The sequence below is a fragment of the Archangium minus genome, from assembly GCF_044360475.1.
Lineage (GTDB): Bacteria > Myxococcota > Myxococcia > Myxococcales > Myxococcaceae > Archangium > Archangium minus.
The window spans coordinates 12,320,884-12,345,196 of record NZ_CP043494.1 but is presented as its reverse complement, the minus strand read 5'-3'; the positions used below and the strand labels follow the sequence as shown (position 1 = coordinate 12,345,196).

Annotated in this window: 25 protein-coding genes; 15 read left to right on the top strand and 10 right to left on the bottom strand. The window is 67.7% G+C overall.

The features are described 5' to 3' along the window. Positions 1-90: 90 nt before the first annotated feature. A complete protein-coding gene (locus F0U60_RS50775) occupies positions 91-867 on the top strand; it encodes a hypothetical protein (RefSeq protein ID WP_395811755.1) in 777 nt (258 codons plus the stop codon). Positions 868-939: 72 nt separating this feature from the next. Here the strand turns inward: F0U60_RS50775 and gcvA are convergent, their stop codons facing one another. Beyond that, positions 940-1,830, bottom strand: a complete 891-nt coding sequence (gene gcvA, locus F0U60_RS50770) for a transcriptional regulator GcvA (protein WP_395811754.1) — start codon at positions 1,828-1,830, stop codon at positions 940-942. Positions 1,831-1,943: 113 nt separating this feature from the next. Between gcvA and F0U60_RS50765 the strand changes: the two genes are divergently transcribed. Then, a complete protein-coding gene (locus tag F0U60_RS50765) occupies positions 1,944-3,167 on the top strand; it encodes an MFS transporter (protein WP_395811753.1) in 1,224 nt (407 codons plus the stop codon). On the opposite strand, the gene F0U60_RS50760 is transcribed toward F0U60_RS50765, so the two are convergent. Further along, positions 3,157-3,537, bottom strand: a complete 381-nt coding sequence (locus F0U60_RS50760; RefSeq protein WP_395811752.1) for a hypothetical protein — start codon at positions 3,535-3,537, stop codon at positions 3,157-3,159. The two genes, F0U60_RS50765 and F0U60_RS50760, sit on opposite strands and share 11 nt — an antisense overlap. Then, positions 3,534-4,433 carry a TIGR02587 family membrane protein gene (locus F0U60_RS50755; protein WP_395811751.1) on the bottom strand — a complete coding sequence of 300 codons (900 nt, stop codon included), beginning with the start codon at positions 4,431-4,433 and terminating at the stop codon, positions 3,534-3,536. Before F0U60_RS50755 ends, F0U60_RS50760 begins: the two co-directional genes overlap by 4 nt. Positions 4,434-4,529: 96 nt before the next feature. On the opposite strand from F0U60_RS50755, the gene F0U60_RS50750 reads away from it, so the two are divergent. Both F0U60_RS50750 and F0U60_RS50745 read left to right on the top strand, forming a co-directional pair. Next, complete coding sequence (locus tag F0U60_RS50750; RefSeq protein ID WP_395811750.1) at positions 4,530-5,786, top strand: cytochrome P450; 1,257 nt, start codon at positions 4,530-4,532, stop codon at positions 5,784-5,786. Between the two features lie 106 nt (positions 5,787-5,892). After that, positions 5,893-6,654 (top strand): MerR family transcriptional regulator, encoded by a 762-nt coding sequence (locus tag F0U60_RS50745; RefSeq protein ID WP_395811749.1) that lies wholly within the window; start codon positions 5,893-5,895, stop codon positions 6,652-6,654. 15 nt (positions 6,655-6,669) lie between these two features. On the opposite strand, the gene F0U60_RS50740 is transcribed toward F0U60_RS50745, so the two are convergent. After that, positions 6,670-7,581: a LysR family transcriptional regulator gene (locus tag F0U60_RS50740; protein ID WP_395811748.1), complete on the bottom strand. Its 912-nt coding sequence runs from the start codon at positions 7,579-7,581 to the stop codon at positions 6,670-6,672. A 117-nt stretch (positions 7,582-7,698) separates the two neighbouring features. Between F0U60_RS50740 and F0U60_RS50735 the strand changes: the two genes are divergently transcribed. Continuing rightward, positions 7,699-9,120 (top strand): aldehyde dehydrogenase family protein, encoded by a 1,422-nt coding sequence (locus F0U60_RS50735; protein WP_395811747.1) that lies wholly within the window; start codon positions 7,699-7,701, stop codon positions 9,118-9,120. 11 nt (positions 9,121-9,131) lie between these two features. Here the strand turns inward: F0U60_RS50735 and F0U60_RS50730 are convergent, their stop codons facing one another. Continuing rightward, positions 9,132-9,890 (bottom strand): alpha/beta fold hydrolase, encoded by a 759-nt coding sequence (locus F0U60_RS50730; protein ID WP_395811746.1) that lies wholly within the window; start codon positions 9,888-9,890, stop codon positions 9,132-9,134. Between the two features lie 174 nt (positions 9,891-10,064). On the opposite strand from F0U60_RS50730, the gene F0U60_RS50725 reads away from it, so the two are divergent. Next, positions 10,065-10,685: a hypothetical protein gene (locus F0U60_RS50725; protein WP_395811745.1), complete on the top strand. Its 621-nt coding sequence runs from the start codon at positions 10,065-10,067 to the stop codon at positions 10,683-10,685. Between the two features lie 8 nt (positions 10,686-10,693). On the opposite strand, the gene F0U60_RS50720 is transcribed toward F0U60_RS50725, so the two are convergent. Next, complete coding sequence (locus tag F0U60_RS50720; RefSeq protein WP_395811744.1) at positions 10,694-11,143, bottom strand: DUF4326 domain-containing protein; 450 nt, start codon at positions 11,141-11,143, stop codon at positions 10,694-10,696. A 179-nt stretch (positions 11,144-11,322) separates the two neighbouring features. On the opposite strand from F0U60_RS50720, the gene F0U60_RS50715 reads away from it, so the two are divergent. Both F0U60_RS50715 and F0U60_RS50710 read left to right on the top strand, forming a co-directional pair. After that, positions 11,323-12,366 carry a hypothetical protein gene (locus F0U60_RS50715; protein WP_395811743.1) on the top strand — a complete coding sequence of 348 codons (1,044 nt, stop codon included), beginning with the start codon at positions 11,323-11,325 and terminating at the stop codon, positions 12,364-12,366. Positions 12,367-12,417: 51 nt separating this feature from the next. Next, the gene (locus F0U60_RS50710) at positions 12,418-13,512 is read left to right on the top strand and encodes a peptidylprolyl isomerase (RefSeq protein WP_395811742.1); all 1,095 of its coding nucleotides are present in this window, start codon (positions 12,418-12,420) and stop codon (positions 13,510-13,512) included. Position 13,513: 1 nt separating this feature from the next. Here F0U60_RS50710 and F0U60_RS50705 read toward each other — a convergent pair whose 3' ends face one another. Continuing rightward, a complete protein-coding gene (locus F0U60_RS50705) occupies positions 13,514-14,050 on the bottom strand; it encodes a TetR/AcrR family transcriptional regulator (RefSeq protein ID WP_395811741.1) in 537 nt (178 codons plus the stop codon). Between the two features lie 94 nt (positions 14,051-14,144). Between F0U60_RS50705 and F0U60_RS50700 the strand changes: the two genes are divergently transcribed. The 3 genes from F0U60_RS50700 (at position 14,145) to F0U60_RS50690 (ending at position 17,108) form a co-directional block, all read left to right on the top strand. Beyond that, positions 14,145-15,320: an MBL fold metallo-hydrolase gene (locus F0U60_RS50700; protein WP_395825808.1), complete on the top strand. Its 1,176-nt coding sequence runs from the start codon at positions 14,145-14,147 to the stop codon at positions 15,318-15,320. 4 nt (positions 15,321-15,324) lie between these two features. Then, entirely contained in the window at positions 15,325-15,993 is a 669-nt protein-coding gene (locus F0U60_RS50695) for an NAD(P)H-binding protein (RefSeq protein ID WP_395811740.1), read from the top strand. A gap of 116 nt (positions 15,994-16,109) precedes the next feature. Further along, positions 16,110-17,108 carry an energy transducer TonB gene (locus tag F0U60_RS50690; protein ID WP_395811739.1) on the top strand — a complete coding sequence of 333 codons (999 nt, stop codon included), beginning with the start codon at positions 16,110-16,112 and terminating at the stop codon, positions 17,106-17,108. A 247-nt stretch (positions 17,109-17,355) separates the two neighbouring features. Here F0U60_RS50690 and F0U60_RS50685 read toward each other — a convergent pair whose 3' ends face one another. Then, on the bottom strand, positions 17,356-17,994 hold the full coding sequence (locus tag F0U60_RS50685; protein ID WP_395811738.1) for a glutathione binding-like protein: 639 nt from the start codon (positions 17,992-17,994) through the stop codon (positions 17,356-17,358). A gap of 104 nt (positions 17,995-18,098) precedes the next feature. Between F0U60_RS50685 and F0U60_RS50680 the strand changes: the two genes are divergently transcribed. The 3 genes from F0U60_RS50680 to F0U60_RS50670 all read left to right on the top strand — a co-directional run bounded on the left by F0U60_RS50680 (position 18,099) and on the right by F0U60_RS50670 (position 20,965). Beyond that, the gene (locus tag F0U60_RS50680; RefSeq protein WP_395811737.1) at positions 18,099-19,028 is read left to right on the top strand and encodes a LysR family transcriptional regulator; all 930 of its coding nucleotides are present in this window, start codon (positions 18,099-18,101) and stop codon (positions 19,026-19,028) included. 102 nt (positions 19,029-19,130) lie between these two features. After that, on the top strand, positions 19,131-19,748 hold the full coding sequence (locus F0U60_RS50675; protein ID WP_395811736.1) for a TetR/AcrR family transcriptional regulator: 618 nt from the start codon (positions 19,131-19,133) through the stop codon (positions 19,746-19,748). A gap of 50 nt (positions 19,749-19,798) precedes the next feature. Continuing rightward, positions 19,799-20,965, top strand: coding sequence for an FAD-dependent oxidoreductase (locus tag F0U60_RS50670; protein ID WP_395811735.1), 1,167 nt, complete (start codon positions 19,799-19,801; stop codon positions 20,963-20,965). Between the two features lie 74 nt (positions 20,966-21,039). Here F0U60_RS50670 and F0U60_RS50665 read toward each other — a convergent pair whose 3' ends face one another. Continuing rightward, on the bottom strand, positions 21,040-22,476 hold the full coding sequence (locus F0U60_RS50665) for an alpha/beta fold hydrolase (RefSeq protein WP_395811734.1): 1,437 nt from the start codon (positions 22,474-22,476) through the stop codon (positions 21,040-21,042). A gap of 118 nt (positions 22,477-22,594) precedes the next feature. Here F0U60_RS50665 and F0U60_RS50660 point away from each other — a divergent pair, with 118 nt between their 5' ends. Beyond that, positions 22,595-23,578 carry a cupin domain-containing protein gene (locus F0U60_RS50660; RefSeq protein ID WP_395811733.1) on the top strand — a complete coding sequence of 328 codons (984 nt, stop codon included), beginning with the start codon at positions 22,595-22,597 and terminating at the stop codon, positions 23,576-23,578. On the opposite strand, the gene F0U60_RS50655 is transcribed toward F0U60_RS50660, so the two are convergent. Continuing rightward, positions 23,500-24,153 (bottom strand): methyltransferase domain-containing protein, encoded by a 654-nt coding sequence (locus tag F0U60_RS50655; protein ID WP_395811732.1) that lies wholly within the window; start codon positions 24,151-24,153, stop codon positions 23,500-23,502. The genes F0U60_RS50660 and F0U60_RS50655 overlap by 79 nt on opposite strands. Positions 24,154-24,313 lie beyond the last annotated feature (160 nt).

Below are 24,313 nucleotides of genomic sequence, written 5' to 3'. Positions count from 1 at the left end.
CGGCACACCGCTTGCTCAATCCCGTCTCGTCAATGTCGCGCGAGCCGGCTCATGAGGAGTCGCCCGACGCGAGAGCGACAGGGGCGGAGCATGCGTAACGGAATGATGTGGATGACCGTGGGGAGTCTGGGTCTGGCGCTGTGCGCGGGATGCATGGGGCCGGAGATGGAGCCGGCCAGCACGGCCGAGTCGAAGCCGGCCGCTCGCGAGACCACCGAAGCCGACGCCTTGCTGAGCCTCGAGGTTGAGCCCGGGCACAGCGTCACGTTCTACGAGCCCGCGCCGGGTGGCCTGTACCTGGTCGAGCGCATGACGCCAGCCCAGTCGTTCGTGCTCACCGGCAAGGAGTCCTCGGATGCGCTGCTCGCGTTCGCGAAGCTGCGCCCCGGAGCCCCGGTTCCCGAGGCGCTCCAGGCGGCGTACGACCGCGCGCGCAACCTGCCGGACGACGCGAGCGCGCGCGAGGCCAAGGCTGGCGGCGGTCAGCCCGAGGCCGCGCGGACCCAGGCACCGGGACTCGGCTCCACCGAGCAGGCGCTCACGTCGTCGAGCAGCGCGATCACGTTCGTCAACACCAACGATGGCTGCGCCTGGGGGCCGACGATGAGCTTCTGCAAGGTGAACTGGGCCAACGGCTTCTTCGCCTCCACCACCGCGACGTCCGGCCTTTGCATCGTGGACCACTACTCGGGCAATGGCGTGACCATCCAGATCACCGTCGGCGCCACCATCACGTCGACGTTCCAGGGTGCGGGCACGATCGCGCAGTACAGCCTGGGCGTCGCCGGGGCTTCGACCACGCGCCGGATCGACGTCACGAATGCGTCCGGTGACAGCTTCCACGCGGGCTGCCGCTGGGGCGTCTGAGCAGGCTTCGGCCACGACAGGTTTCGAGGAGGCGCCGGAAGACCCGTGCGGTGGGACTCCCGGCGCTCCTCGCTACCGCGCGGTGCCGAACTGCCGCAGCAGCCACGTGCGGAAGGCGCTCACCTTGGGCTGCCGGTTGCCCCGCGTCGTGGTGAGCAGGAAATAGCCGCGGCCGTCCACCGCCTCGCCCGAGAACGGCCGGACCAGCCGTCCACTCTGGAGCTCGCGCTGGACGAGCGTGCTGCGCGCGATAGCGATGCCTTGCCCCGCCTCGGCCGCCGCGAGCACCGCCGCCAGCTCACTGAGCCGGGGGCCCCGCGTCGCGTCCACGTCGGTGGCGCCCACGGCCTTCAACCAACTCGCCCAGTCCGGGGTGTCGGCGAAGTGCAGCAGCGTGTGCCTCGCCAGGTCCGCCACGCTCCGCAGCGGCCGGCCCCCGTGCAGCAACGAGGGCGCGCACACGGGGAACAACTGCTCCTCGCCGAGCGCGTCCACCACCACACCTGGCCAGGGGCCCTCGCCAAAGCGGATGCTTACATCCGCCTCGCCCCGGCCCAGCTCCACCTCGTCGCGCGAGCTGTCCACGCGCAGCTCGATCCACGGGTGGGCCTCGGAGAACCCGGCCAGCCGAGGCGCCAGCCACCGGATGGAGAAGGCGCGCGGCACGCCCACCAGCAGCGTCGCCGCCGTGGGCTTCGCGTTGACGCGATCCACCGCCCACGCCAGGTCCGCGAAGATGCGCGTGGCGCGCTCGGCCAGCTCCCGCCCGCGCTCGGTGAGCTCCAGTCCCCGCCCGACACGGAGGAACAGTCTGTTTCCCAGGTGCTCCTCCAGGAGGTGCACCTGCCGGCTCACCGCACCGTGGGTGACGCCCAGCTCCCGTGCGGCGCGTCCCATGTGGCCGTGACGCGCGGCGGCCTCGAAGGCGCGGAGGGCATTGAGGGGAGGAAGGGGGGCGGACATGGCGTACTCCACGCAACCGGTGAGGAAAACTCACCGTACCTGGGCACCTTAATCGATTGTCCTCACGGATGAGGGGAGCGCATCTTCCGTACCGCTGACGAGGAGGCGTTTTCATGGCGGCGACGATGCGGGTGGCTCTGTCTCTGGACCTGTGGCGAGAGCAGACGTGGCGACGGTGGGTGCTGACGGCGTTCTTCGCGCGGCTGCCCGGGACGATGACGGCCTTCGCACTGCTCATGGCCGGCCGAGAGGCCACCGGTTCCTTCACCTTCGGCGCCTGGATGGCGAGTGCGTGCGCCGTGGGAGCGGCCCTCGCGGCGCCGTGGCGCGGGCGGATGCTCGACCGCGAGCCCCTGCTCATGGGACTGCGGCGGGGGCTGTACTGGCAGGCGCTCCTCACGATGGGACTCGTCGTCGCGGCCACCTTGCGCGCGCCGGCACCGGTGCTGCTGGCCGGAGCACTGTTGCTGGGGGTGATGCCCTCTGGAGTGCAGGGAGGCATCCGCGCCCTGCTGGGCTCGGTGGCGCCGGCCTCGCGACTGGAGGCGGCCTTCGCGCTCGACGCCGTCCTCGTGGAGGTGCAGTGGGTGTTGGGACCGCTGCTGGTGGGGATGGCCTCCTCCAGCGGCGTCCCTCTCCTCGCGCTGGGGCTGATGGGCATGAGCGCGCTCGCCGCGAGCGTGCTGAGTCAGAGCCTCCCGGAGCGACCTCCCATGCCCGTGCCGGCGTCCGTCACCACGTGGGAGGGCCCGGGCGTGTGGCGTACGCCGGGCGTGCTGGCTGTCCTGGTGCTGGTGGCGGTGCTGGGCGTGAGCTGGGGCGCGCTGGAGGCGGGAATCCCTCCGAGGCTGGAGGAGGTGGGCGTGGGCGCAGCGCAATGGGGCGTGCTGGCCGCGCTGCTGTCCGCCGTGAGTGCCGTGGGAGGACTCGCCTATACCCTGCTGCCCAGGGCGCAGGGGCGCGGGGAGGGCACCTGGCGCGCGAAGCTCATGCTGGGGATGTGGGGCCTGCTGCTGCTCCCGCTGGGGTGGATGGCCTCGCTCCTGGGCTTGGGACTGTGGCTCGTCGCGGCGGGCCTCTTCCTGGCGCCGCTGACCGGGACGTTGACCTTCCTCCTCCAGCGGACGCTTCCCCCCGCGCGGCACGCCGAGGGCTTCTCCTTCTATAGCGCGTGCTGGTCGCTCGGAGTCGCGGGAGGCAGTGCGCTGGCGGGCTCGCTGCTCGGCGTGGGCGGTGCACGCCCGGTGCTGGCGGGGGCGGCCCTGCTCCCGCTCGCGGTTGTCCTCCTCTCCGCTGGGGCCGGGCTGGGACGACGCCCAGCGTGCTTCAGGGCCTAGCGTAACCGAGTGGCCGCGCTTCCAATCCGGCGGGGGAGGGCTCGTGACGGAAGGTCACCCAGCCCTCCCGTCGGGAGTGGCGGGGCACGTAGGAGAGGAAGAGCTCGGCGCGCTCCAGGACCTCGCCTCCCTGACGCAGGTCCACCCCCACCCGGACCTCCTCCGCGGTCTCCTCCCCCCGGTTTTCCACCGTGATGGGCACTCGCCAGTGTCCACTTCCTTGAAGAGGTGTCCCCACGGTGACCACCAGGTCCGGCGGCTGCTCGCCCATCGTCCACGCGTCCACCACCACATAGCCCAGCACCGCCGCCACGAGCGCGCAGCTGACCGCGAAGACAACCCGCTCCAGCCAGTTCCAATTCGCTTTCATGATTGGATGAGCAGCCTTCCCGCGGATGCGCCGAGCGTCCCCGCGAATCCCAGGACCACCACCTGCGCCACGCAGATGGACAATCCGTTGCCGTCGAAGCGACCGAAGAACCACAGCACCAGCGCCGAGGAGGCCAGCGCCAGCGCGTAGGTGATGACCGTGCCCATCAGCACGTCTCCCAGTTGGCGATGCCGGGTGAAGCGGTGCGCCCCCGTGAAGTCGAGCTGGTACAGGATGAGTCCTCCGAGCAGCAGCGAGAGCAGCGCCATCCCCAACAGCCGCAAGGGCGTCTGCTCCACGGCGATCATGACGATTTCCTCCGTGGGCGCCACGTTGGCCGCGAAGAGCACCGCTCCGCAAAAGCCGATGACGAGCTGGCCGGGCACGCGCTCGGCGGCATCCCGTTCCTTGGCCTCATCCCCCTCCTTGCCGCCCTCACCCCCGCCCCCGCCTCCGCCTCCGAACTGCGCGCTGCCCACGGAGATCCCGATGGCGACGGTGCCCGCCTCCACCGTCACCATTCCCACCACCTCTGGCCACGAGCTGTTTGCGGTGATGCGGCCAATCAGGAAGAGCACCCCCGTGGACACCAACAGCCCCAGCCCCAGCTCCTCCACCGAGTCCGTGAACACCTCGCTCCAGTCCACATCCCGCCGGAAGCCGCCGTAGCGGTTGTAGCCGAGCAGCAGCACGAAGGTCCCCAGCAGATAGAGCAGCAGGTGGGCAGGCCGGGTGATGAACCCCGCCCACCACACCTCCATCGTGTAGAGCAGCGGAATGCTGAAGAGCAGCCCCCCGGCGATGCCCCGGCCGTACTCGCGCAGGGACTCCACCACCGGACGGCCGCGCCTTTCAGGTGAAGCGTTTCTCTCCGGCTCGTGTCGCGCGTCATCCATGGGCGCTGCCAATGTATTCAGTCCCTCGTGGGTGGACAGTCCCCGGGGTGACCTCGACTGGGAACCACCGAACGAGCAGGTCTATCATCCCCGCGAATGACCGCCCACAACGCGCCTTCTTCGGATGAGGTCTCCTCCCACTTCAACCCGCTGGCTCCCGACCAGATAGACAATCCCTATCCGCTCTATGCGCGGCTGCGGCGTGAGCGGCCCGTCTTCCACAGTCCCATGTTTGACCTGTGGGTGGTCACCCGCCACGCGGACATCTCCGAGGTGGAACTGGACACCGCGCGCTTCTCCTCGGTGGGCGCGCTCGATGCCAGGGCCGAGCCGCACCCCGAGGTGCGCAAGGTCCTCGAGCAGGGGTACTCCCAATTCCTCTCTCTCGTGCAGAGCGATCCCCCGGACCACGCCCGCGTCCGGGCCGTATTTGGCAAGGCCTTGAGCGCCCATCGCATCGCGGCCATGGAGCCCGCCATCCGAGCGACAGCGGACGCGCTCATCGACGGCTTCATCCGCGACGGCCAGGCGGACCTCATCCAGCAGTTCGCCTACGCGCTGCCGGGCTTCATCATCTGCGACCTGCTCGGCGTGCCGCGCTCCGACATGGAGCGGCTCAAGCGCTGGTCCGATGACAAGACGGCGCTGATGTCGGCGACCGCGCCCCTCGAGCAGTTGGTGCAGTGCGCGCACGGCTTCATCGCGATGGAGCGCTACTTCAAGGAGCAGCTCCACGAGCGGCGGCGCCACCCGCGAGAGGACTTGCTGACGCTCCTCGTGCCGCAGTCCCTGGGTGGCACCGCGCCCATGAGCGAGCAGGAGGCGGTCTGCAATGCCATGGACCTGTTCGCCGCTGGCCACGAGACGACGACGGGCCTCATCGGCAACGGCCTGTGGCTGCTACTCAATGCCCCCGAGCAACTGGCGGTCCTGCGGGAGGACCCCAGCCTTCTGCCCAACGCCATCGAGGAGATGCTGCGCATGGAGGCCCCCATCCGTGGCTTCTTCCGGACAGTGATGGCCGACTCGACGCTCAGTGGGGTGACGATTCCCAAGGGCGCGCGGGTGTTCATCCTGTACGCCTCCGGCAACCGCGACGAGACTCAGTTCTCCGAGCCGGACCGCTTCGACATCCGCCGCTCCGACGCGAAGAAGCACCTGGCGTTCGGCAAGGGCATCCACCACTGCATTGGCGCTCCGCTCGCGAAGCTGGAAGGGCGGATCGCCTTCGAGCAGCTGCTGCGGCGGTTGCCCGGCCTGCGGCTGCGCACGGACGTGGCCCCGGTGCTCCGGCCCTACTTCATGCTGCGAGGCTACGAGCACCTGCCCATCGCCTGGGACGTGGCCGCGTAGGCCGCGCCGCATGGTAGCGGCAAATCGAAGGCTCGACGGATTGCCTGCTCCTCCCACTTGACCCTCACGTAACGTGAGGCCTTATCCATGTGGCCGAGGTGAGCGGATGGGTCTCAAGGTCAGCGAGGTCTCACGACTTGCAGGGGTGAGCGTTCGCACGCTGCACCACTATGACGAGATCGGCCTCTTGCGTCCCTCGGGGCGCAGTCAGGCGGGATACCGGCTCTACGCGGACAAGGACCTGCGGAAGCTGCAGCAGGTCTTGTTCTTCAAGGAGCTCGGGTTCCCGCTGGAGGAGATTCAGCGCATCGTCAATGACCGGTCCTTCGATTTGAAGGCGGGCCTGTTGATGCAGCGCAAGCTGCTCACCGAGAAAGCAGTGCGCATCAAGGCACTGCTCCAGGCCGTGGATGCGGCCCTGGAGTCACTCGAGCGAGGTACGGCCATGAGCAGGGAAGAGATGTTCGAGGTCTTCGGCGATTACGATCCCTCGAAGTACGAGGACGAGGTCCAGCAGCGATGGGGCGACACGGACGCGTACCGCGAGTCGAAGAAGCGAACGGCCCAGTACAACAAACAGGACTGGCAGAAGATCAAGGCTGAGGGCGATGCCATCACGCAGAAGCTCGTGGCGTTGCTGATCGCCGGGGTGAAGGCCTCGGATGCACGCGCGATGGACGTGGCCGAGGAGCATCGGCTCTACATCAGCCGCTGGTTCTACCCGTGCTCGCCCGAGATGCACCGGGGGCTGGGCGAGATGTACGTCGTGGACTCCCGCTTCTCCGAGAACATCGACAAGGTGAAGCCGGGTCTCGCGAAGTACTGGCGGGATGCCAATGTGGCCAACGCGGAGCGCCAGGCCTCGTAGGCACTGGCGGGCCCCTCAGCGCGCGGCGCGGTGGCCGATGGTCTTCTCGCGGATCAGCTCCACCAGCGCCTTCAATCCCGCCGGTACGTACCGGTGCCTGGGGTAATACAGGCGAAGGCCTGGGAAGGAGGGGCACCAGTCGTCCAGCACCGTCACCAGGCGGCCACTCGCCAGGTCATCGGCGATGTGCCACTCGGACAGGAACGCCAGGCCGATACCCGCGCGGGCGGCCTGGCGCAGGGTGTGCAAATCACTGAGGATCAGTCGCGGCGGTAGGTCGATCTCCAGTGCCTCGCCGCGGCGCTCCAGTTCCCAGCGATACAGGCCTCCGTGCGCCAGCCGCATGCGGATGGCGGCGTGGCCGGTCAGGTCATCCGGCGTCCGCGGCTTGCCGTGTTCCGCGAAATAAGCGGGTGAGCCGACGACGACCATGCGCAGGTCCTTACTGAGTGGCACGGCGACCATGTCCTGCGGCACCGCTTCGGCCAGGCGGATGCCGGCGTCGAAACCGTCGGCGACGATGTCGATCAGCCGTGACTCGCTGACGATGTCCAGCTTCATCCGCGGATAGCGGTGCAGGTATTCGAGCAGCAAGGGCTCGAAGATCATCTTCACCGCGTCCCCCGGCGCGTTGATTCGCAGCGTGCCGGACGGAGCCTCGGGCTGGCTGTTGATTTCCTCGTTGGCGCCGCGAATCTCGGCCACCGCCGGGCCGATGCGCTGCACGTAGCGTTGGCCGGCCTCGGTCAACGCCACGCTGCGGGTGGTGCGGTGGAACAAGCGCGCCTTCAGCCTTGTCTCCAGCCCAGCGACGGCGCTGCTGACTGCCGAGGTGGACATGCCCAGTTGCTTGGCGGCGGCGCGGAAGCTGCCGTGACGGGCGACGGCGAGCACGGTCTCCAGTTCGATCAGTCCTGAGCGGTGCATGGGATTGTCCTGATTTTCAGGATGGCCCTTGCAGGATACACCCGATTGTCGGGATGGTCCCCCGCGCCCAGACTGGATTTCGACCGGTACCGCACCGGCCTTCACCGGAGTCCTTTCATGGAACGAATTGACCAGCTCTACATCGACGGCGCCTTCGTCACCCCGCATGGCGACGAATGGTTCAACCTGTTCAACCCCGCTACCGAAGAGGTGATCGGCCAGGTGCGACTGGCCGATGCCGAGGACGCACGTCGGGCCATCGCCGCGGCCAAACGTGCCTTCCCGGCGTTCTCACGCACGACCCGGGCCGAGCGCCTCGCGATGCTCGAGCGCATGCGGGCGGCGGTGGCCGCGTGCGAGGACGAGCTGTTCGAGGCCCTCGTCACCGAGTACGGCGCACCGGTGTCGCGCGCTCGTTGGATGGCGAGCTATGCCCACCAGGTGATCGGCGAAGTGGCCGAGGTGCTGGCGCGGTACGACTTCGAGCGCCAGGCTGGCGCCGCGAGGGTGGTGATGCAGCCGTTGGGCGTGGCCGGTCTGATCACCCCCTGGAACAACGACGCCGGCTTCATCTGCGGCAAGCTGGCCACCGCGCTGGCCGCCGGCTGCACCGCGGTGATCAAGCCCAGTGAGATGAGCGCGATCCAGACACGCATCGTCACCCGGGCGCTGCACGAGGCGGGCCTGCCTCCCGGTGTGTTCAACATCGTCACCGGGCGCGGTGAGGTGGTGGGCGCGGAGATCAGCGCCTCGCCGGACGTGGCCAAAATCTCGTTCACCGGTTCGACCGTGGTGGGGAAGACGATCCTTCGCGCCGGCGCGGAAACCCTGAAGCGGGTGACGCTGGAGCTGGGCGGCAAGTCGCCCATGGTGGTGTTGGACGATGCCGACTTCTCCACCGCGGTGCCCCTGGCGGTGCAGGCTGGCTTCATGAACAACGGTCAGGCCTGCATCGCCGGCACCCGCATCCTGGTCCCGGCGTCTCGACAGGCCGAGTTCGAGTCGTTGCTCGCCCGCGAAGTGCGTGCGACGAAGTCCGGAGACCCGCGAGACGCCGACACAGCCATTGGCCCCATGGTGAGCGCAAAACAGTGGGAGCGCGTACAGCGCTACATCCGCCTCGGCATCAACGAGGGGGCGCGCCTGCTGGTCGGCGGCGAAGGCCGGCCCGAGGGCATGAAGCGGGGCTGGTGCGTGAAGCCCACCGTGTTCACCGACGTGCGCAACGACATGACCATCGCGCGCGAGGAGATCTTCGGGCCGGTGTTGTCGCTCATCACCTACCGTGACGAGGACGAGGCGGTCGCCATCGCCAACGACACACTCTATGGCCTGCACGGCTACGTGGTGTCTGGCGATCCTCAGCGTGGCGCACGCGTGGCCGCGCGGATCGACGCTGGTCGTGTCTTGGTTAATACCCTCACCCACGAGCCCAAGGCCCCGTTCGGCGGCTTCAAGCAGTCCGGCATTGGCCGCGAGAATGGCCCCTATGGACTGGAGGCCTACCTGGAGCCGAAGGCCCTGGTCGTGGCGGCGTAGTCGCGTGGCCCTTAGTCCGAGATGGGCAGCGCCTCTCCACGGACCCACGCACGTACCATGGCGGAGAAGAGCGCGGGCGCTTGCAGGTTCCACACGTGACCCACACCTGGCACCGTCACCGCTCGCGCGCCAGGCAGCTTCCGCGCGAGCACCCGCGCTGCCCGGTGTGCGGCCCACGTCTCGTGCTCGCCCACGGCCACGAGGAGGGGGACCCGTGCCTCAAGGGGTAACCGCAGCCCCATGAGCGCTCGGGTGAAGCTGCGCGTGAAGTCCGCCGTGGCACCGCGTGCCAGGTCCTCCCGGAAGGCCTCCGCGAACTCCTCTGGGATGCCGAACTGCCGCGCGGATAGCGCCGCCAGCCGTTCGGGAGACATCAGCCGGTAGAGCCCAGCACTCCACAGCGACACCGTGCCGAGCACTCGTCCCAGCCCGGACGCGGTCCCGGAGACCAGCAGGCTCTCCACCTGCTCGGGCGCGGTGCGCAGCAGGGTGAGCCCCACCGCTCCGCCCAGCGAGAGGCCCACCACGTGGGCACGTCCGCTGGGCACGCGCGTGCGCACCAGCTCCGAGACGGCCCGAGCGGAGCCCTCCAGGGTGAAGGGGCGCACGTGGGCGCTGCGCCCCTGCTCGGGAAGGTCGGGCGCGAGGCAGTGGAAGTCCTGGGCGAGTTGCTCGAGTTGAGGGGCCCATTGCCTGGAACTCAGCCCTCCGCCATGCAGGAAGAGCAGGGCGGGGCGGCCGGGCTGGCCCGCCTCAAGGTAGGGCAACACGGGCTCGGGGGGTCCTGGCGGGGGAGGGCTCATTCGCGCTGTGTGGCATAGCTTGGATGGCACCGACAGGGAACCCTGCGTTCAGTCCTATCGAAGCCCATCAATCCCCACTTTGGATGAAGGATGTTCACCTGGTTTGTTGTAGCTCCGCTGTGGATGTTCCTAGGTTTGGGGATGCTCGCACTGACACTCACGCTCATTTTGTCGCAGACCCCTCCGGCCATCCCCGCCGAGGTCTTTCAACGGTTCGAAGTGGAGCGGCCACTCGTGCTCGAGGCTCTGGCCACGACGTACGCCTGCCAGAAACCCAGGAGGAAGCCGGAGCCTCTGTGCGATGTCGCGCTGTCGCAACAGCGAGGCACCGCCGCGGATGTTCGCGGACGAAACGCGCTGGTGGGGCTGACCTGGATCGTGAAGCGTGGGAAGGCCGGGAAGGTCGTCGTGAGCGAGCCGTGGATCTCCTCGTTGGCGCTCAACGAGGACGGCACCCGTGTCCTGGGGGCGCTCTCCCGCATCGATCCCGAGAATGCCGAGGAGGCGAAGACGCTCACCCAACTCGCCAAGGACTACGAGGCCTTCTTCAAGGGACGAAAGGCGAACGTGACGCCTCCCGACTCCATCCGCGCCGGGCTCGCCATCTGGTCGAAGAGCGCCAACCATCCCATGGAGAAGAAGGACAACGCCTGGGTTTTCAAGGGAGCGCCCGGCGCGCTCCGCAAGGTCGGCGAGCGTTGGGTGATGGTCGGGATGCCGAAAGCCGGTGAGGGGCTCGTCGTGTCGGTCTTCACTCCGTAGGCGATCAGTCAGTGCGCGGAGCCGGCGTCGAGCCACGCCGCCAGTACGTCCGCGTGACAGGGGCCGGGCTTGCACCAGCACCCCAGACGCTTGCCGCGCAGCGCCCGTACAGCGGCGAGCCAGTCCGCGTCGTACCGGGTGCGCAACTCCAGGTACCAGCGGAAGGACTCGAAGGCGTCCGCCTCGGGGCCCATGCGGCGCAGGGCCTCGGCACGGATGCGCTGCTGCTCGTCCTCAGGCAGGGCGGAGAGCCAGGGGTCGAAGTACTTGCGCACCATGGCACCCGGGGTTTTCACGCCCCCGGGTTTGAAGGGGTTGCCGAAGCGGCCCGGCACGGGGTTGGTGGGGCTCGGCTTCGCCCACGCACGGAAGGCCCGGCCTACGTAGATGTCGCACCCCTCGTGCACGTGCACCGCGAGGGTGCGGACGCTGCTCGCCGGCTTCTCGTCATGGTCCATCACATCCAGGGAGGGTGTCAGAGGACTCGTCGGGAGCGAAGTGCCCAGGCGAGTCCTTTTTCGTCTTCTCGCACGGTGAAAAGAGCCCGCACTCTTCTAAATTCGCTGGTTTGGAAGCAACTTCGCAACGCCTCGGCGCGAGAATCCACCCAAGATTTCTTCAATTGGAGAACGCGTCCATGTCCGTTACCGGTCCTGATGATCGCCGCAGCCGCGGAGTGACCTATGGCCCCCACGTGCCCAAGCAGGGCCCCGTGGCTCCGAAGCAGGCCAAGAAGCAGGAAGAGCCCAAGAAGAAGGAGGACGCCTTCGACAAGCTCGCGGACAAGAACGATGGGTATGGCGTACGCGCCAACTTCTTCAAGATCGCCTCGGACGTCACGCTGGGCAACCAGGGGAAGGCCAACCGGAGCGCGGCGTACACGTTCGGGAACTGGCAGATCAGCAAGGGCGGCAAGCAGACCGTCGAGCTGCGCAATACCCCCTTCACGCGTTGGGCAGGTGTGGGCGGCGGCATGATGAACGCCGTGCAACTCCCCACTGCGCTCGGCTCGATGGTCAGCGATTGGCGCAAGGCGGCTCGCGGGGAAGGCACCTACAACAAGGCCGTGGGCTCCACCGCCAGCTTCGCGTCGCTCACCACGAACGTGGTCAAGGGCGGCGTCGAGACCGTCCAGCAGTTCCGCGCGTTCCGCGAGATGAAGAAGGGGACCCTCGACGCCATCCGCGCGCACGCCCCCGACGCGGACCCCAAGGCGGCCAACAAGACCGCACGCGCTGCGGCCAACCGCTACCTGGGGAAGTCCGCCAAGGTCACCCAGTCCGCGCTGAAGCACACCATCAAGGGCGCCGGTGACGACGCCATCAAGAGCGCCGCCCAGCCCATCGCGAAGGCGGCGCTCAAGTCAGGCGCGACGGCGGCGGCCAAGGCCGGTGGCCGGTTCGTTCCGGGCGCCAACGTGGCCATCGCGGCGATGGACGGCGTGGCCATGGCCAGCACGCTGGCGGACAAGAACGCCACCGTGGGCAAGAAGGTCTGCAGCGTCATCACCTTCGCGGGCTCCGTGGCGGCCGCGACCAACATCCCCATCGTGAGCCAGGCGGGAGCCGTCGTCTCCACCGTGTCCAGTGTGGTGGGCGGGCTCTTTGGCGACAAGGACAAGCCCGGCATCGCCCAGAAGGCCGCCGACAAGGTGGGCGGCTTCTTCAAGAAGCTCTTCTAGAGTGCCATCATGGGGCCTCGCCGGCCCCTCCAGGTACTTACGAGAGAGAGCATGTCCACGAGCAGTGATTCCACGGGAAATGGGAAGGGGATGACCCTGACCGAGTTGCAGGGGATGCGCCTGCTCCAGCGCTCTCCGGGCATGCAGTCGCTCGAGAGCGCGGAGCCCACGAAGCTGCCCCCTGTTCTGGAGGCTCCGTCACTGGAGGGGCTGGAGGTGACCGCCCCCACCGTGGAGCCCGTGACCGAGGATGACCTCATGGAGCGCTTCTCGGCGCTGTGCCGTGAGCGGTCGCCGCGCAGGGAGCGCGCCCCGGGCGAGGACGTGGCGCTGGGGGATGACGTCCTCCTGAACGTCCTGGGCTATGCGAACGGAAGGCTCATTCCCTTCTCCGTACGCACCGACTGGTGGACGGAGGCCACGCCGGATCCAACCTTCCCCGGCTTCTTCGAGGCGCTCGTGGGCGCGAAGGTGGGCCTCTCCATCGCCGTGAGCATCATCCTGCCGGATACGTACGCGGTCGAAGCCCTGCGTGGCGCCGAGGCCCGCTTCCTGGTGGACGTGAAGGCCGCACGCGAGGTGACGCTGCTCACCGACGAATCCCCGGAGCTCCTCTCCGTGCTCGAGCTGGGCTCAACGCTCGACGAGGTGATGGAGAACATTGCCCAGCAGCTCGCCTACGAGCACGAGCAACAGGCACAACACGACCTCCAGGAGCGCGTGCTCGACGAGGTGGTGGAGCGCACGCGGGTGGATGTGCCCCAGAACCTCATTGACGAGGAGATACGCCGCGCGTGGACGGAGTCGGAGTACCCGCAGCTGGCCCTCCGGAACTTCGAGCAGCAGGAGCTGCAAGAGGCGGTCGAGGGGTGGCTGAGCGATCCCTTCACCCGGCTCGACGCCGAGCGGCGGCTGCGGATCAGCCTGGGGCTCCAGGCCATCCTCGCGAGAGATCAGGTCCAGCCCAAGGAGGAAGACCTGGTGGCGCTCATCGACAACCTCGCTGAGATCACCCAGACGACGCGTGAAGAGCTGGGCCGGCTGCTCCAGTCTGATCCGACGGTGATGCGGCGCTTCGAGAGCCTGGCCCTCCACAAGATGGCCGTGGACCATGTGCTGTCGAAGGTGAAGCTCGTCCCAGGGTAGTTCACACGAAGCGTTCGATGAGCAGTTGCAGGCGGCGGCGCAGCACACGCGTCGCCGGCAGGTCTCCCTGGAGCCCGTCGACTGCGAGCATGAAGACCTCGGCGAGCTCCTTGTTCTCCAGGATGGCCTGCGTGAGCTTGAGCTGCATCCGGACGTGCTTCGCCTCCACCTGCGGGAAGAGCCGCGAGCAGACCTCGTAGAAATCGGCCGCCATGGGCGCGCCCATCAGCTCGTCCCACGGCTCGAGCAGGAGGATCTCGTAGACACGCAGGAGCTTGTCCCGCCGGGTACCAGGCGAGGTCAGCACCTGCTCGGCCCGGGGGTAGCGCGTTTCGAAGAGCTCCTCGATGACCGCGGTGAAGATGTCGTCCTTGTTCTTGAACTTCCGGTAGATGAGCGGCCGCGAGATGTTCGCCCGCCTGGCGATGTCGTCGAGCGAGGTCTTCGTGTAGCCGAACTGGAGGAAGCACTCCCGCGCGGCCTGGAGGATCGCCGCCCGGCGTTGCGCGTCACGCTCCTGGCTCTTCTCATCCGACATGCGAACAAGTTGACAATATTTATGTACTTTGTCAATTTGTATCGAGCGGGCGAGCCCTCCTGGCATGCGTCCCTCGGAGGAGCCGGTGAAGCCCATGAAGATCCGCAGCAGACTGGCGCGCGCGGCGCTCGGGACGGGGGTGCTGCTGGCCGTTGTCCTGGCCTCCATCGCCGCCGACGCGTGGACCGCCCTGGGTGCTCGTGCCAGCGGTGCGCGACGGGCGCGAATGGAGCGCTCGCCGCAATGGAAGGACGGGCACTTCGAGAACCCGCAGCCGCTCTGGAATGACTGGTGGGGTTCCCTGTCAGCCATGTTCAAGGCGAGCCCCGACGTGGGCCCCGCCGAGCCGCCACCCTCCATGCCCGGTGACCGCCGCCGGTTCGAGACACCGCCGGCCACGGGTTTGCGCGTTACGTGGCTTGGGCACTCCACGACGCTGATCGAGATCGACGGTCACCGTGTCCTCATGGATCCCATCTGGAGCGAGCGCTCCTCGCCGCTGAGCTGGGTGGGCCCCAAGCGGTGGTACGCCCCGCCGATCGCGCTCTCGGAGCTGCCACCCATCGACGCGGTCGTCATCTCGCACGACCACTACGATCACCTGGACCATCCCACCGTCTCGGCCATGAAGGACTGGGACACCACCTTCGTGGTGCCGCTCGGCGTGGGGGCGCACCTCGCCGCGTGGGGCGTGCCCGAGGCGCGCATCGTCGAGCTCGACTGGTGGGAGCACACGCGGGTCCGTGGACTCGACATCACCGCGACTCCGTCGCGCCACGCCTCGGGGCGGACCGGGCTCGACAAGGACGCGACGCTGTGGGCCGGCTTCGCGCTCCACGGCCCCGCGCACCGTGCGTTCTACTCGGGAGACACCGGGCTGTTCCCGGCGATGAAAGACATTGGCGCGCGCCTGGGGCCCTTCGATGTGACGATGATTGAGGTGGGCCAGTACCACAGCGCCTGGCCCGACTGGCACATCGGACCCGAGCAGGCCGTGCTCGCCCACCGGATGCTCCAGGGCCGAGTCCTCCTGCCGGTGCACTGGGGGCTGTTCACGCTCGCCGCTCACGGCTGGACCGAGCCTATCGAGCGCGTACTCGCGGCGGCCGCACAGGGGAACGACACGGTCATCGTGCCCAAGCCCGGCCAGAGCATCGAGCCGGGCGCTCCGCCACCGCTCGAACGCTGGTGGCCGAGCCTGCCCTGGGACACAGCCGAGCAGCATCCCATTGTCTCCACCCAGCTTGGCGATATCCACACAGGGGGTTGATGACATGAAGATCCTTCTCTTTGGCGCGACGGGGATGATCGGACAGGGCGTGCTGCGCGAGTGCCTGCTCGACCCCGAGGTGGAGCGGGTGCTCGCGGTGGGGCGCAGCGAGACGGGGCAGCGGCACGAGAAGCTCATCGAGCTCCTGCACCGTGACTTCACCGACTTTTCCTCCGTGGAGGAGAAGCTCTCGGGTTACGACGCGTGCTTCTTCTGCCTGGGAGTGTCCTCGGCGGGCATGAAGGAGCAGGACTATCGGCGCGTGACGTACGACTACACGCTCGCGGCGGCGCGCACGTTGGCGCGGCTGAACCCGGGCATGACGTTCATCTACGTGTCGGGCGTTGGCACCGACAGCACGGGGAAGGGCCGCGTCATGTGGGCGCGCGTCAAGGGCGAGACCGAGAACGCACTGTTCCAACTGCCGTTCAAGGCCGCATACATGTTCCGCCCGGGGTTCATCCAGCCGATGCACGGCGTGACGTCGAAGACGCGGCTGTACCGGGTCCTCTATTGGGTGATGGGGCCGCTTTCTCCGTTCTTCGAGATGCTCTATCCCGAGTTCTTCACGACGACCGAGCGCGTTGGTCGCGCGATGCTCCGGGTCGCGAAGCAGGGCGCACCCCAGCGCCTGCTTGAGAACCGGGACATCAACGCACTCGCCGCCGCCTGAGCTGGCGGCCTGGCTCGCCTCGGAACTGCGGGATGGCCGCGAGCAGCGGCGGCGGGAGGTCGAGCGGAAATCCGGTCCGCGGCGACCAGGGGGGCAGTGTCGTATAGTCGTGCGCCATGCCCCGCTTCCCGACGTGGAGCGTTCTGCTCTCCCTTCTGTCCATGAACCTCCTGGGGTGTGCTTCTTCGGCCTCGGACGTCTATCCTGTCATGTGTGGTGTGCGCCCTCCCCCACCCAGTGAGGAACAGCAGCGCGAGTGGGGGGAGCTGAAGCAGCGGGCGGCGTTGCTCTGCCGGTATCAGCTCCTCACCGCCCCCGTGACCTCGCGCCTCCCGGAAGCCCTCGTCCCCTCCGAGCTCATCCGGCAGGAGGATCTCGACTTCATCCAGCGCAATCCCTCGCTGATGCGGCTCTCGGAGCTCGACAGGCCTGGCCTCTACTCCGCACTGGCCCGGTACTCCCAGTGCGAAGCGTATGGCGCATCGATATTTGAAGACCAGGCCGAGGTCACCGTCCGGCTCACCCGGCCTCGATGGGAAGACCCGTCGCTGCGCACCCCCGAGGTGCTCAACCCCGAGACCCCTGCGCAACGCTTCATGGCCTTGGTGCGCTGGACGCGGCACCACCCAGACACCGTCACCACCGAGGAAAAGCTGCGGTTCCAACGCACGCCCGCGGGCTGGCGCGCCGACTACCAGTTGCCCGAACAGGAGGAGCACCGCCTCCAGCCGTTCGTGCTCCACTCATGCCCCTCGGGTAACGACAGCTCGTCCGTCACGCCGTTCGAGCCGGGAATGAGTCCACCCAAGTATCTCTCGGGCCGCATGCCACGCTACACGCGGGAGGCCTTGGAGGCCCGTCTCCAGGGCGCGTTCATCGCCCGGTGCCTCCTGACCCGCGACGGCGAGGTCAAGGACTGCTGCATCCGCAAGCCTCTCCCGTACATAGGGGAGAGCATCATCCGGGCCCTTTACAAGATGCGCTTCACGCCCGTGCAGCACCAGGGCCAGCCGGTCGACGCGGCATACGACTTCCGTTTCAGGCTCCAGATTGCCCGGGGGTGGTTGAAGGGCGACATCCTCTTCGAACCCTTGGACAACCCACCGAGCCCCTGACTGGAGAGCCCAACGGGACGCTGGAGAAGGAGACAGGCCCCGGACGTCGTTCCTGGACGTCTCGGGGCCATCCCTCGTTGGGCGCTCCACGGAATGTGAGGAGAGCTGCCGAGTAGGCGAGGACGGCCCGAGAGCGGCGTGCCAGCGAGCTGCATGCCGTTACCGAATCGCTGGTGGTTGCTGGCGCCCCTGGCACGCTGCACCTGCTCGGGCCCCCGCCCTGCTCGCGGTGTCCGGCTGTGTGGGCTCAAGTGCTGGCCTTGTGCCGCGCTTGCTCCTCCGTGTAGAGCACCCGCTCCTCCGAGGACGCCTTCGCCACGCTCGGCCTGTCCCGCAGGCGCGTGACGTATGCGCTGATCGCCGGCCACTTCTTCAGGTCCACTGGCGTCACCACGGACCAGTTCAGGACCGTGAACAGGTACGCGTCCGCGACGCTGAAGCGGTCGAGCAGGAACTCGCGGCCGGTCAGGTGCTTGTCCAGATGGGAGAGGCGGGACGCCCCTTTCTCCAGCGCGTAGGCCTTCGCGCCCTCGGGGGCCTTCGGGTCGAGGAGTGGCGTGAAGAGCGCCTTGTGCAGCTCGGTCCCGATGAAGCACAACCACTCGTGCAACCGGGCACGCTCCATGCGGTCCGTCGGCGCGAGCTTCGCCTTGGGGTAGAAGTCGGCCACGTACTGAAGGATCGCCGCGTTCTCCGTGAGGATGTCGCCATCGTCGGTGCGGAGGGTCGGGACGAGGCCGAGCGGGTGGATCTCCCGGAAGTCCTTTCCGTCGCGCGTGAGCTTGGTCTTCGGGTCAACCTCGATGAACGTGGCGTCCGCGCCTGCCTCGTAGAACGCGATTCGGGCCGCCATCGAACAAGCCAGGGGCGAATAATAGAGTTGCATGGCATTTCCTCCAGGGGTCGGTCTCGTTCCGTTCGTCGGAACGATCGCTACTCTGCGCATCTCGGGGCAATGCGTCCAACGCATCCTTGGCATAGACTCAATGCATGGACGACATTGCTCCCCCTCCGAGTCCCCGTCTCGACGTGCGCGACCTTCGCGTCGTGCTCGCCCTGGCCTCCGCCGGCACCACGGCGCAGGCGGCGTCCGTGCTGCATCTCACGCAGCCAGCGGTGAGCCGCGCGCTCCTCGCGGCGGAGGACAAGCTTGGCACGCGCCTCTTCGACCGTACGCCTCGCGGGCTCGTCCCCACCGCGGCCGGGCAGCGCCTCGTCACGGGCGCGACGCGCCTTCTGGTGGAGTTGGGTGACCTCGAGCATCTTGTGCGAGCGCCGGTGACTCCACCCATGCGCATCCGCCTCGTCTGCGAGTGCTACACCGTGTACCACTGGCTCCCGTCCACGCTCATGCGGTTGCGCAAGAGTCTGCCGGAGTTCGAGGTCGCGCTGGCGCTGGAGCACACGTATTCTCCCGTCGCGGCGCTCGAGGCCGGGGAGATCGACGTCGCGCTCGTCACGACGTCGGTGGTCCCTCGCGACAGACTCGAGGAGCGTCAGATCTTCTCCGATGAGGTCGTGTTCATCATGTCGGCGTCGCACCCGCTCGCGGCGCGCAAGACGCTCACGCCCGCGGATCTCCGTGAGAACAAGCTCCTGATTGGGCAGGGCGCGTCGGCGGAGTCGCACTGGTTCATGTCGAGCGTGTTTGGCCGGGCGAGGCCGCGGCTTCACATCGAGCGGCTGCCGCTCACGGAGGCAATTTTCGACGTGGCACGTGCAGGCATGGGTATCGCGGTGCTCTCCGAGTGGATCTCCAGCCCGCACCTCGGCAAGGGGGATCTTGTCGTGAAGCGTCTCGCGTCGGGACCGCTCCGCCGACCCTGGCGCCTCGCATGGCGGCGGGAGGTCGATGACGCCGCGCTCCGCCTCCTGTCCGCGCTCGAGGCCACGGCGCCCCGAGGGCTTCTGGCTGGTTGAGGAGCGGAAATCCGGCCCACGGCGACCAGGGGGGAAGGGGACGGAAGGTGTTGAAGGCGAGAATGCGTTGCGGATTAGACCAGTGGTCTATACCATTGGTCCATGCCACTCGAACGGTTCTACAAACTTCCCGAGGCCCGGCGCGCCGAGCTGCTGCGCATCGCGCTCCATGAGTTCACGGAGAAGGGAATCGAGGGGGCTTCGCTCAATGCGATCCTCGCGAAGGCGGGCCTGAGCAAGGGGGCCTACTACTATTACTTCGTGGACAAGGAGGACCTCTTCACGGCCGTCGCGGAGGACCTGTACGACCGCCTGGAGGCGCAGCTTCCGCCGCTCCTGCCCCGGCAGCCGGTGAGCGCCGAGGAATTCTGGCCGAGCCTGGAGCAGACCTTCTTGGCCTGGCTGGTGGCGGCTTCCAAATTCCCCGAGTTGCTCGGCGCGTTCCGTCAGCTCAGCCAGCAATTGCGCGCGAGCCCGCGGTTGGCCCCGATGCTGCGCCGTCGGCAGGAGGAGCAATTCCGCTCGGTCATCCAGTTGGGCCGCAAGCTCGGTTGCGTGCGCACGGATCTCCCGGTCGAGCTCCTGGTCTCGCTGATGGTGGTGAGTGACTCCGTGCTCGACGAGGCGCTCGTCGCCAGCCGCAAGACGTTGAGCGAGGCCGTCGTGCGCAAGCACGCGCGGGTGGTGTTCGACACCTACCAGCGCCTGCTGCGCCCTTGAATTCAGTGTGTGCGCCGAAACCGCGCACTCGAACCGAAGGAGGAATGAACATGAAGGTGCTTATCTCGGGAGGTGGAATCGGCGGCTTCGCCCTCGCGCGGCTTCTCCGCGACGCGGGCCATGACTGCCTGGTGATCGAGCGGGCGCGCGAATTCCGGCCGCAGGGCCACTTCGTTGCTCTGAAGGCCGAGGGCGTGGCCATGCTCGACCGGCTTGGGGTGCGCGAGGATTGCGAGGCCCGCGCGCTTCCGCTCTCGGGCCGGGTGCGGTTTCTCACGCGGGGTGGGCAACTCCTCCGCTCCGAGCGCCTGGCCGCCTTGAACGCGGGATTGGGGGGGTTCCTCCCGATTCGGCGGGCCGATCTCCACGACGTGCTCCACCGGCGCGTGCGCGACGACGTCGACGTGCGCTTTGGGACCGAGGTCACCGATTTCCGTGAGGAGGCCGGGCGCGTGACCGTGGTGCTCTCCGATGGCCGCGAGGAGTGGGGAGACGTGCTGATTGGCGCCGATGGAGTCCACTCGAAGGTGCGCAAGCGGCTCTTCGGCGAGAGCGGAGAGCTCCTGCTCGGAGGTAGCTACGTCGCCATCGACATCGATGTGGCGCATGGGCTCGAGCTCGGGGAGTTCTCGGCGTATCTCGGCTGCGGCAAGATGGTGGGGATGATCCCGAGCGCACCGGGGCGCCTCTCGGTGATCGTGTACCACGGCGGGGAGAGCCTCCGGCCGAAGCTCCGGGGGGCCGCCGCCACGCGAGCGTTCTTCGCTCGTGAGTACAACGCATTCGCACCGGTGGTGCGCACCGCCTTCGCGGGGATCGACGACCAGAGCTTCGTGTTCGTCGACGACATCAAGATGATCCGCCTCGACTCCATCGTGCGCGGGAGGGTCGGCCTGCTGGGTGATGCCGCCGCGTGCCCCACGTTCCTGTCGGGGATGGGAAGTGCCTTCGCGCTCCAGAGCGCCGTCGTGTTGGCCGAGGCGCTGAGCACCACCTCCGAGGCCCAGGCCGCGCTCGCTGCCTACTCGGCCCGCGTGCAACCCATCGCCGAACGGCTCCAGCGCAATGCCCGGTGGATGGGGTCGATGATCCTCGGACGGAACCGGGCGGTGGTGGCGGTTCGCGATTCCTTCCTCGCGCTCACGCCTCGTGGCTGGATGATGGAGGGGATGCGGGGCTTCTACAGAGCGCGCAGTGAGGGCGCTCGGGCCGCGTGACGTGGCTTCCCGGCCCGAGAGGGAGTGCGCATTAAGTGTCACCCGGCACTTCGACACGCGCCCTGGGTTCTCCGTTATCGAGAGTCACCAGCGGCGTCGGGCGCGGTCGCCCGTCCCGGCTCCGACGACATGAAGGCGTGGATCTCCGGAATCATCTGCTCCGCGGTGTCCTCGAAGAAGAAGTGATTCGCGTTGGGCAGCTCGATCGTCTTGTGGTTCGGGAAGGTCTGTTCGAACCGCTCGAGATCGGCCCGGGGAAACCCAAGGTCCTGGAGCGCCCAGAAGATGAGTGCCTTCTTGTCGGCCAGGCGAGTCAGGCTGGCTTCGACCTCCGCGAAGTACTCGGTCGCGGCGGTGATCTGCCCCGGATAGAACGCCGCGATGCCACGGCGCTCCAGGGGGCGAAAGGGTCGCAGGTAGACATCGAGGACGCCGGAGGGGAGCTCGCGCACGACGCCGTTCTTGATTCCGAACGAGGCGAAGCCGTTGAAGTTCACTTGCACGAACTCGCCGAGGGGCCCGCCAGCGATGACCGAGAACTTGCCGCGCGGAGAGCTGGTGTCTGTCGGCCACGCCCACGTGCTCCCGAGAATGACGCGGCGCACGAGCTCGGGGCGGCGTCCCGCGAGTCCGAGGCCGATGGGCCCGCCCCAGTCCTGCATCACCAACGTCACGTCGCGGAGCCCGAGGCGATCGACGAACTCCTCGACGACGAGGCTCTGCTCGCGAGGCGTAAAGCCAAACCCGGCGGGCGCCTCGGACAGGCCGAAGCCGGGGTAGTCGAGCGCGATGCAGCGGTACGAGCCTCGAAGTCCTCGAATGAGGTCGCGCCACTGGAACGACCATGCCGGGTTGCCGTGCAAGAAGAGAAGCGTCTCGCCCTCGCCTTCGTCCACGTAGTGGATACGGGCTCCGCTGGGGAGCTCGATGAACTTGTGGTCGACGTCAAACATCGCGCGAGGGAGCTCGAACGCGAGCCCCCGAGGGTCGCGTGGGGCAATGGTTTCGCTCGAGAGCGCGCCGAAGACACCGATGACCTCGAGCACGCCGAAGGCCACGAGCGCGACGGTGCCTCCTCGCGAGCGTCGCGGGCGATCGGCGAAGCGTGGGATGAGCAGGGCCAAGGCGACACCGACGCTGAGCACGGCGGGGAAGGCCGCGGCGGCGAGGCCGGGTGTTCCTACGGCCGCCATCCCCAGGAGGACGGCCAGCGCGAGCCCGATGAGCGTTGCCGCCAGGGTCGCACGAGGGCGCGCGGTACGCCTGGCCAGGGCGCGGTACAGAAATGCCGACGCGATTGCGACGAGAATACAGGCGGGCGTGACGACCGCGTAGCGGAGCGCTGGGAAGAACCCGATGCCTCGAATGTGCGGCGTTGCGAGGACGGCGAGCGTGGCCAGCGCCACGACGGGAATGGACGCGGCCCACCCGGACCAGAGCGCGTGGAAGAGCGCCCCGCGAGACCTCGGAGTCGCCTTCGTGGCGGTGGGCGTTACAGACATGGCAGTCATGGGTTGCTCCTTGGCGAACGGCTTCCTTCGTCTTGGCCCATGTTTAGAGCTGTGATTTCGGACGTTCCATGTGCAATCCTCTGATTTTCTGGTCCGATCGTCTGATGAGGAGGCACGAATGGACGTCCTGGCGGATTCGCTGCGCAGCCTTCAACTGAAGACCGAGGTCTATGGCCGCCTGGAGCTGAGCGCGCCATGGGGGCTCAAGCTCGACCTCGGACACCCGGGCTTCTTCCACGCGATTTCTCGCGGAGGTTGTTGGCTGGAGATCGAACACAAGCGCATCCCGCTTGCCGCGGGTGACTGGGTTTTCATTCTGGGTGGCACACCTCATGTCTTGAGGGACTCACCCAAGACACGCCCGTATCCCTTGCCTGAGATCTACGCGGCACATGGCGGCCAATGCGGAGGCATCCTGCGCTATGGCGGGGACGGGACGCCGACGACGCTCATCTCCTTCAGCTTCGGGTTCAAGGGGACGTGGCTCAACCCCGTGCTCGCGGGCCTGCCTCGGGTGCTGCACGTCAAAGGAGACGGGGTCGTCTCCTCGCGTTGGGTGGAATCCACCGTCCAGCTCGTCGCCGCGGAGATGGAGGCGGGACGGCCCGGGCACGAAATCGTCGCCACCCGGCTGGCCGACGTCTTGTTCATCCACGCGCTGCGCACCTACGTCGAGACGTTGCCCCCTGAGATGGGCGGATGGCTTCGAGCGCTGGAGCACCCTCAACTGGGGCCAGTCCTTCAGCAGTTGCACGAACGGCCCCAGCATCCGTGGACGGTGGACGCGATGGCGAGGATCGCCCGCATGTCGCGCTCGATGTTCGCCGCACGCTTCCAAGGCGTCATTGGCGAGAGTCCCTTGTCGTACCTCACGCGCTGGAGGATGCACACGGCCATGCAGCGGATGGCAGAGAGCGATGAATCCCTGACTGCCATCGCCGAGGCCGTGGGTTACGAAACCGACAGCGCCTTTGGAAAGGTCTTCAAGCGACACGTCGGCCAGACGCCCGGCGCGTACCGTCGTCAGCTCCGCCAGAGCAGGGAGAGCAGGCGGGGCACGGCCGTGCGCGGTTCACCCTCATCCCGGCAATCCCTCGCTTGAACCAGCACGAGGCCCGCGTCCACGGCTGCATTCAGGTACTCCGAGACGTCGTGCAGATAACTGCGGATGCTCTGGTGGGCGCCGGTGTTCGGATTCACGAAATACGCCCGCCTGCCCTGGAGCTGCCGGTAGGGGTGTAGCTCGCAGATGAAGAGCCTGCCACCTGGCCTGAGGACGCGTTTCGCCTCGGAGAAGACGAAGGACAGGTCCTCGATGTGCTCGAGCACCAGATTGCAGGTGACGGTGTCGCGAGAGGCCTCCTCAACGGGCCAAGGCTTGCGCAGGTCATGCAGGAAGAACTGGACGTGTTGAACCCCGGTGCGTTCGCGCGCGCGGTCCAACATCTTCTCCGAGGCGTCGAGCGCGACCAGGCTGCGGGCCCTGGGAGCGAGCCATTCCGTGTTCTTCCCGGTGCCACACCCAATCTCCAGGACGTCACCTCGGAAGAGGGAGGGGTCCTGGCTCTGGAGGATGGTGGCATCGAGGTCGCGCGTGGCGTTGGTCTGGGTGTCGTACACCTCGGACCAGACGTCGTACGCGGTCGCCACTTCGTCGGGGGTGGGCTTCGTCGTCATCTTCATCTCCTCCCGGGGAGGTGACGAAGGCTCGCCACCTCCCCGCGTCTCGGGCCTCTCGGCCCACGGGTTCAGGTGACGTAGCTTTGTTCGCCTCCTCGAGGAGGAGGCCCGCAGCAGCGTCACTGCTGCGGCCCAGCGGTCATTTGGCTACCACGGC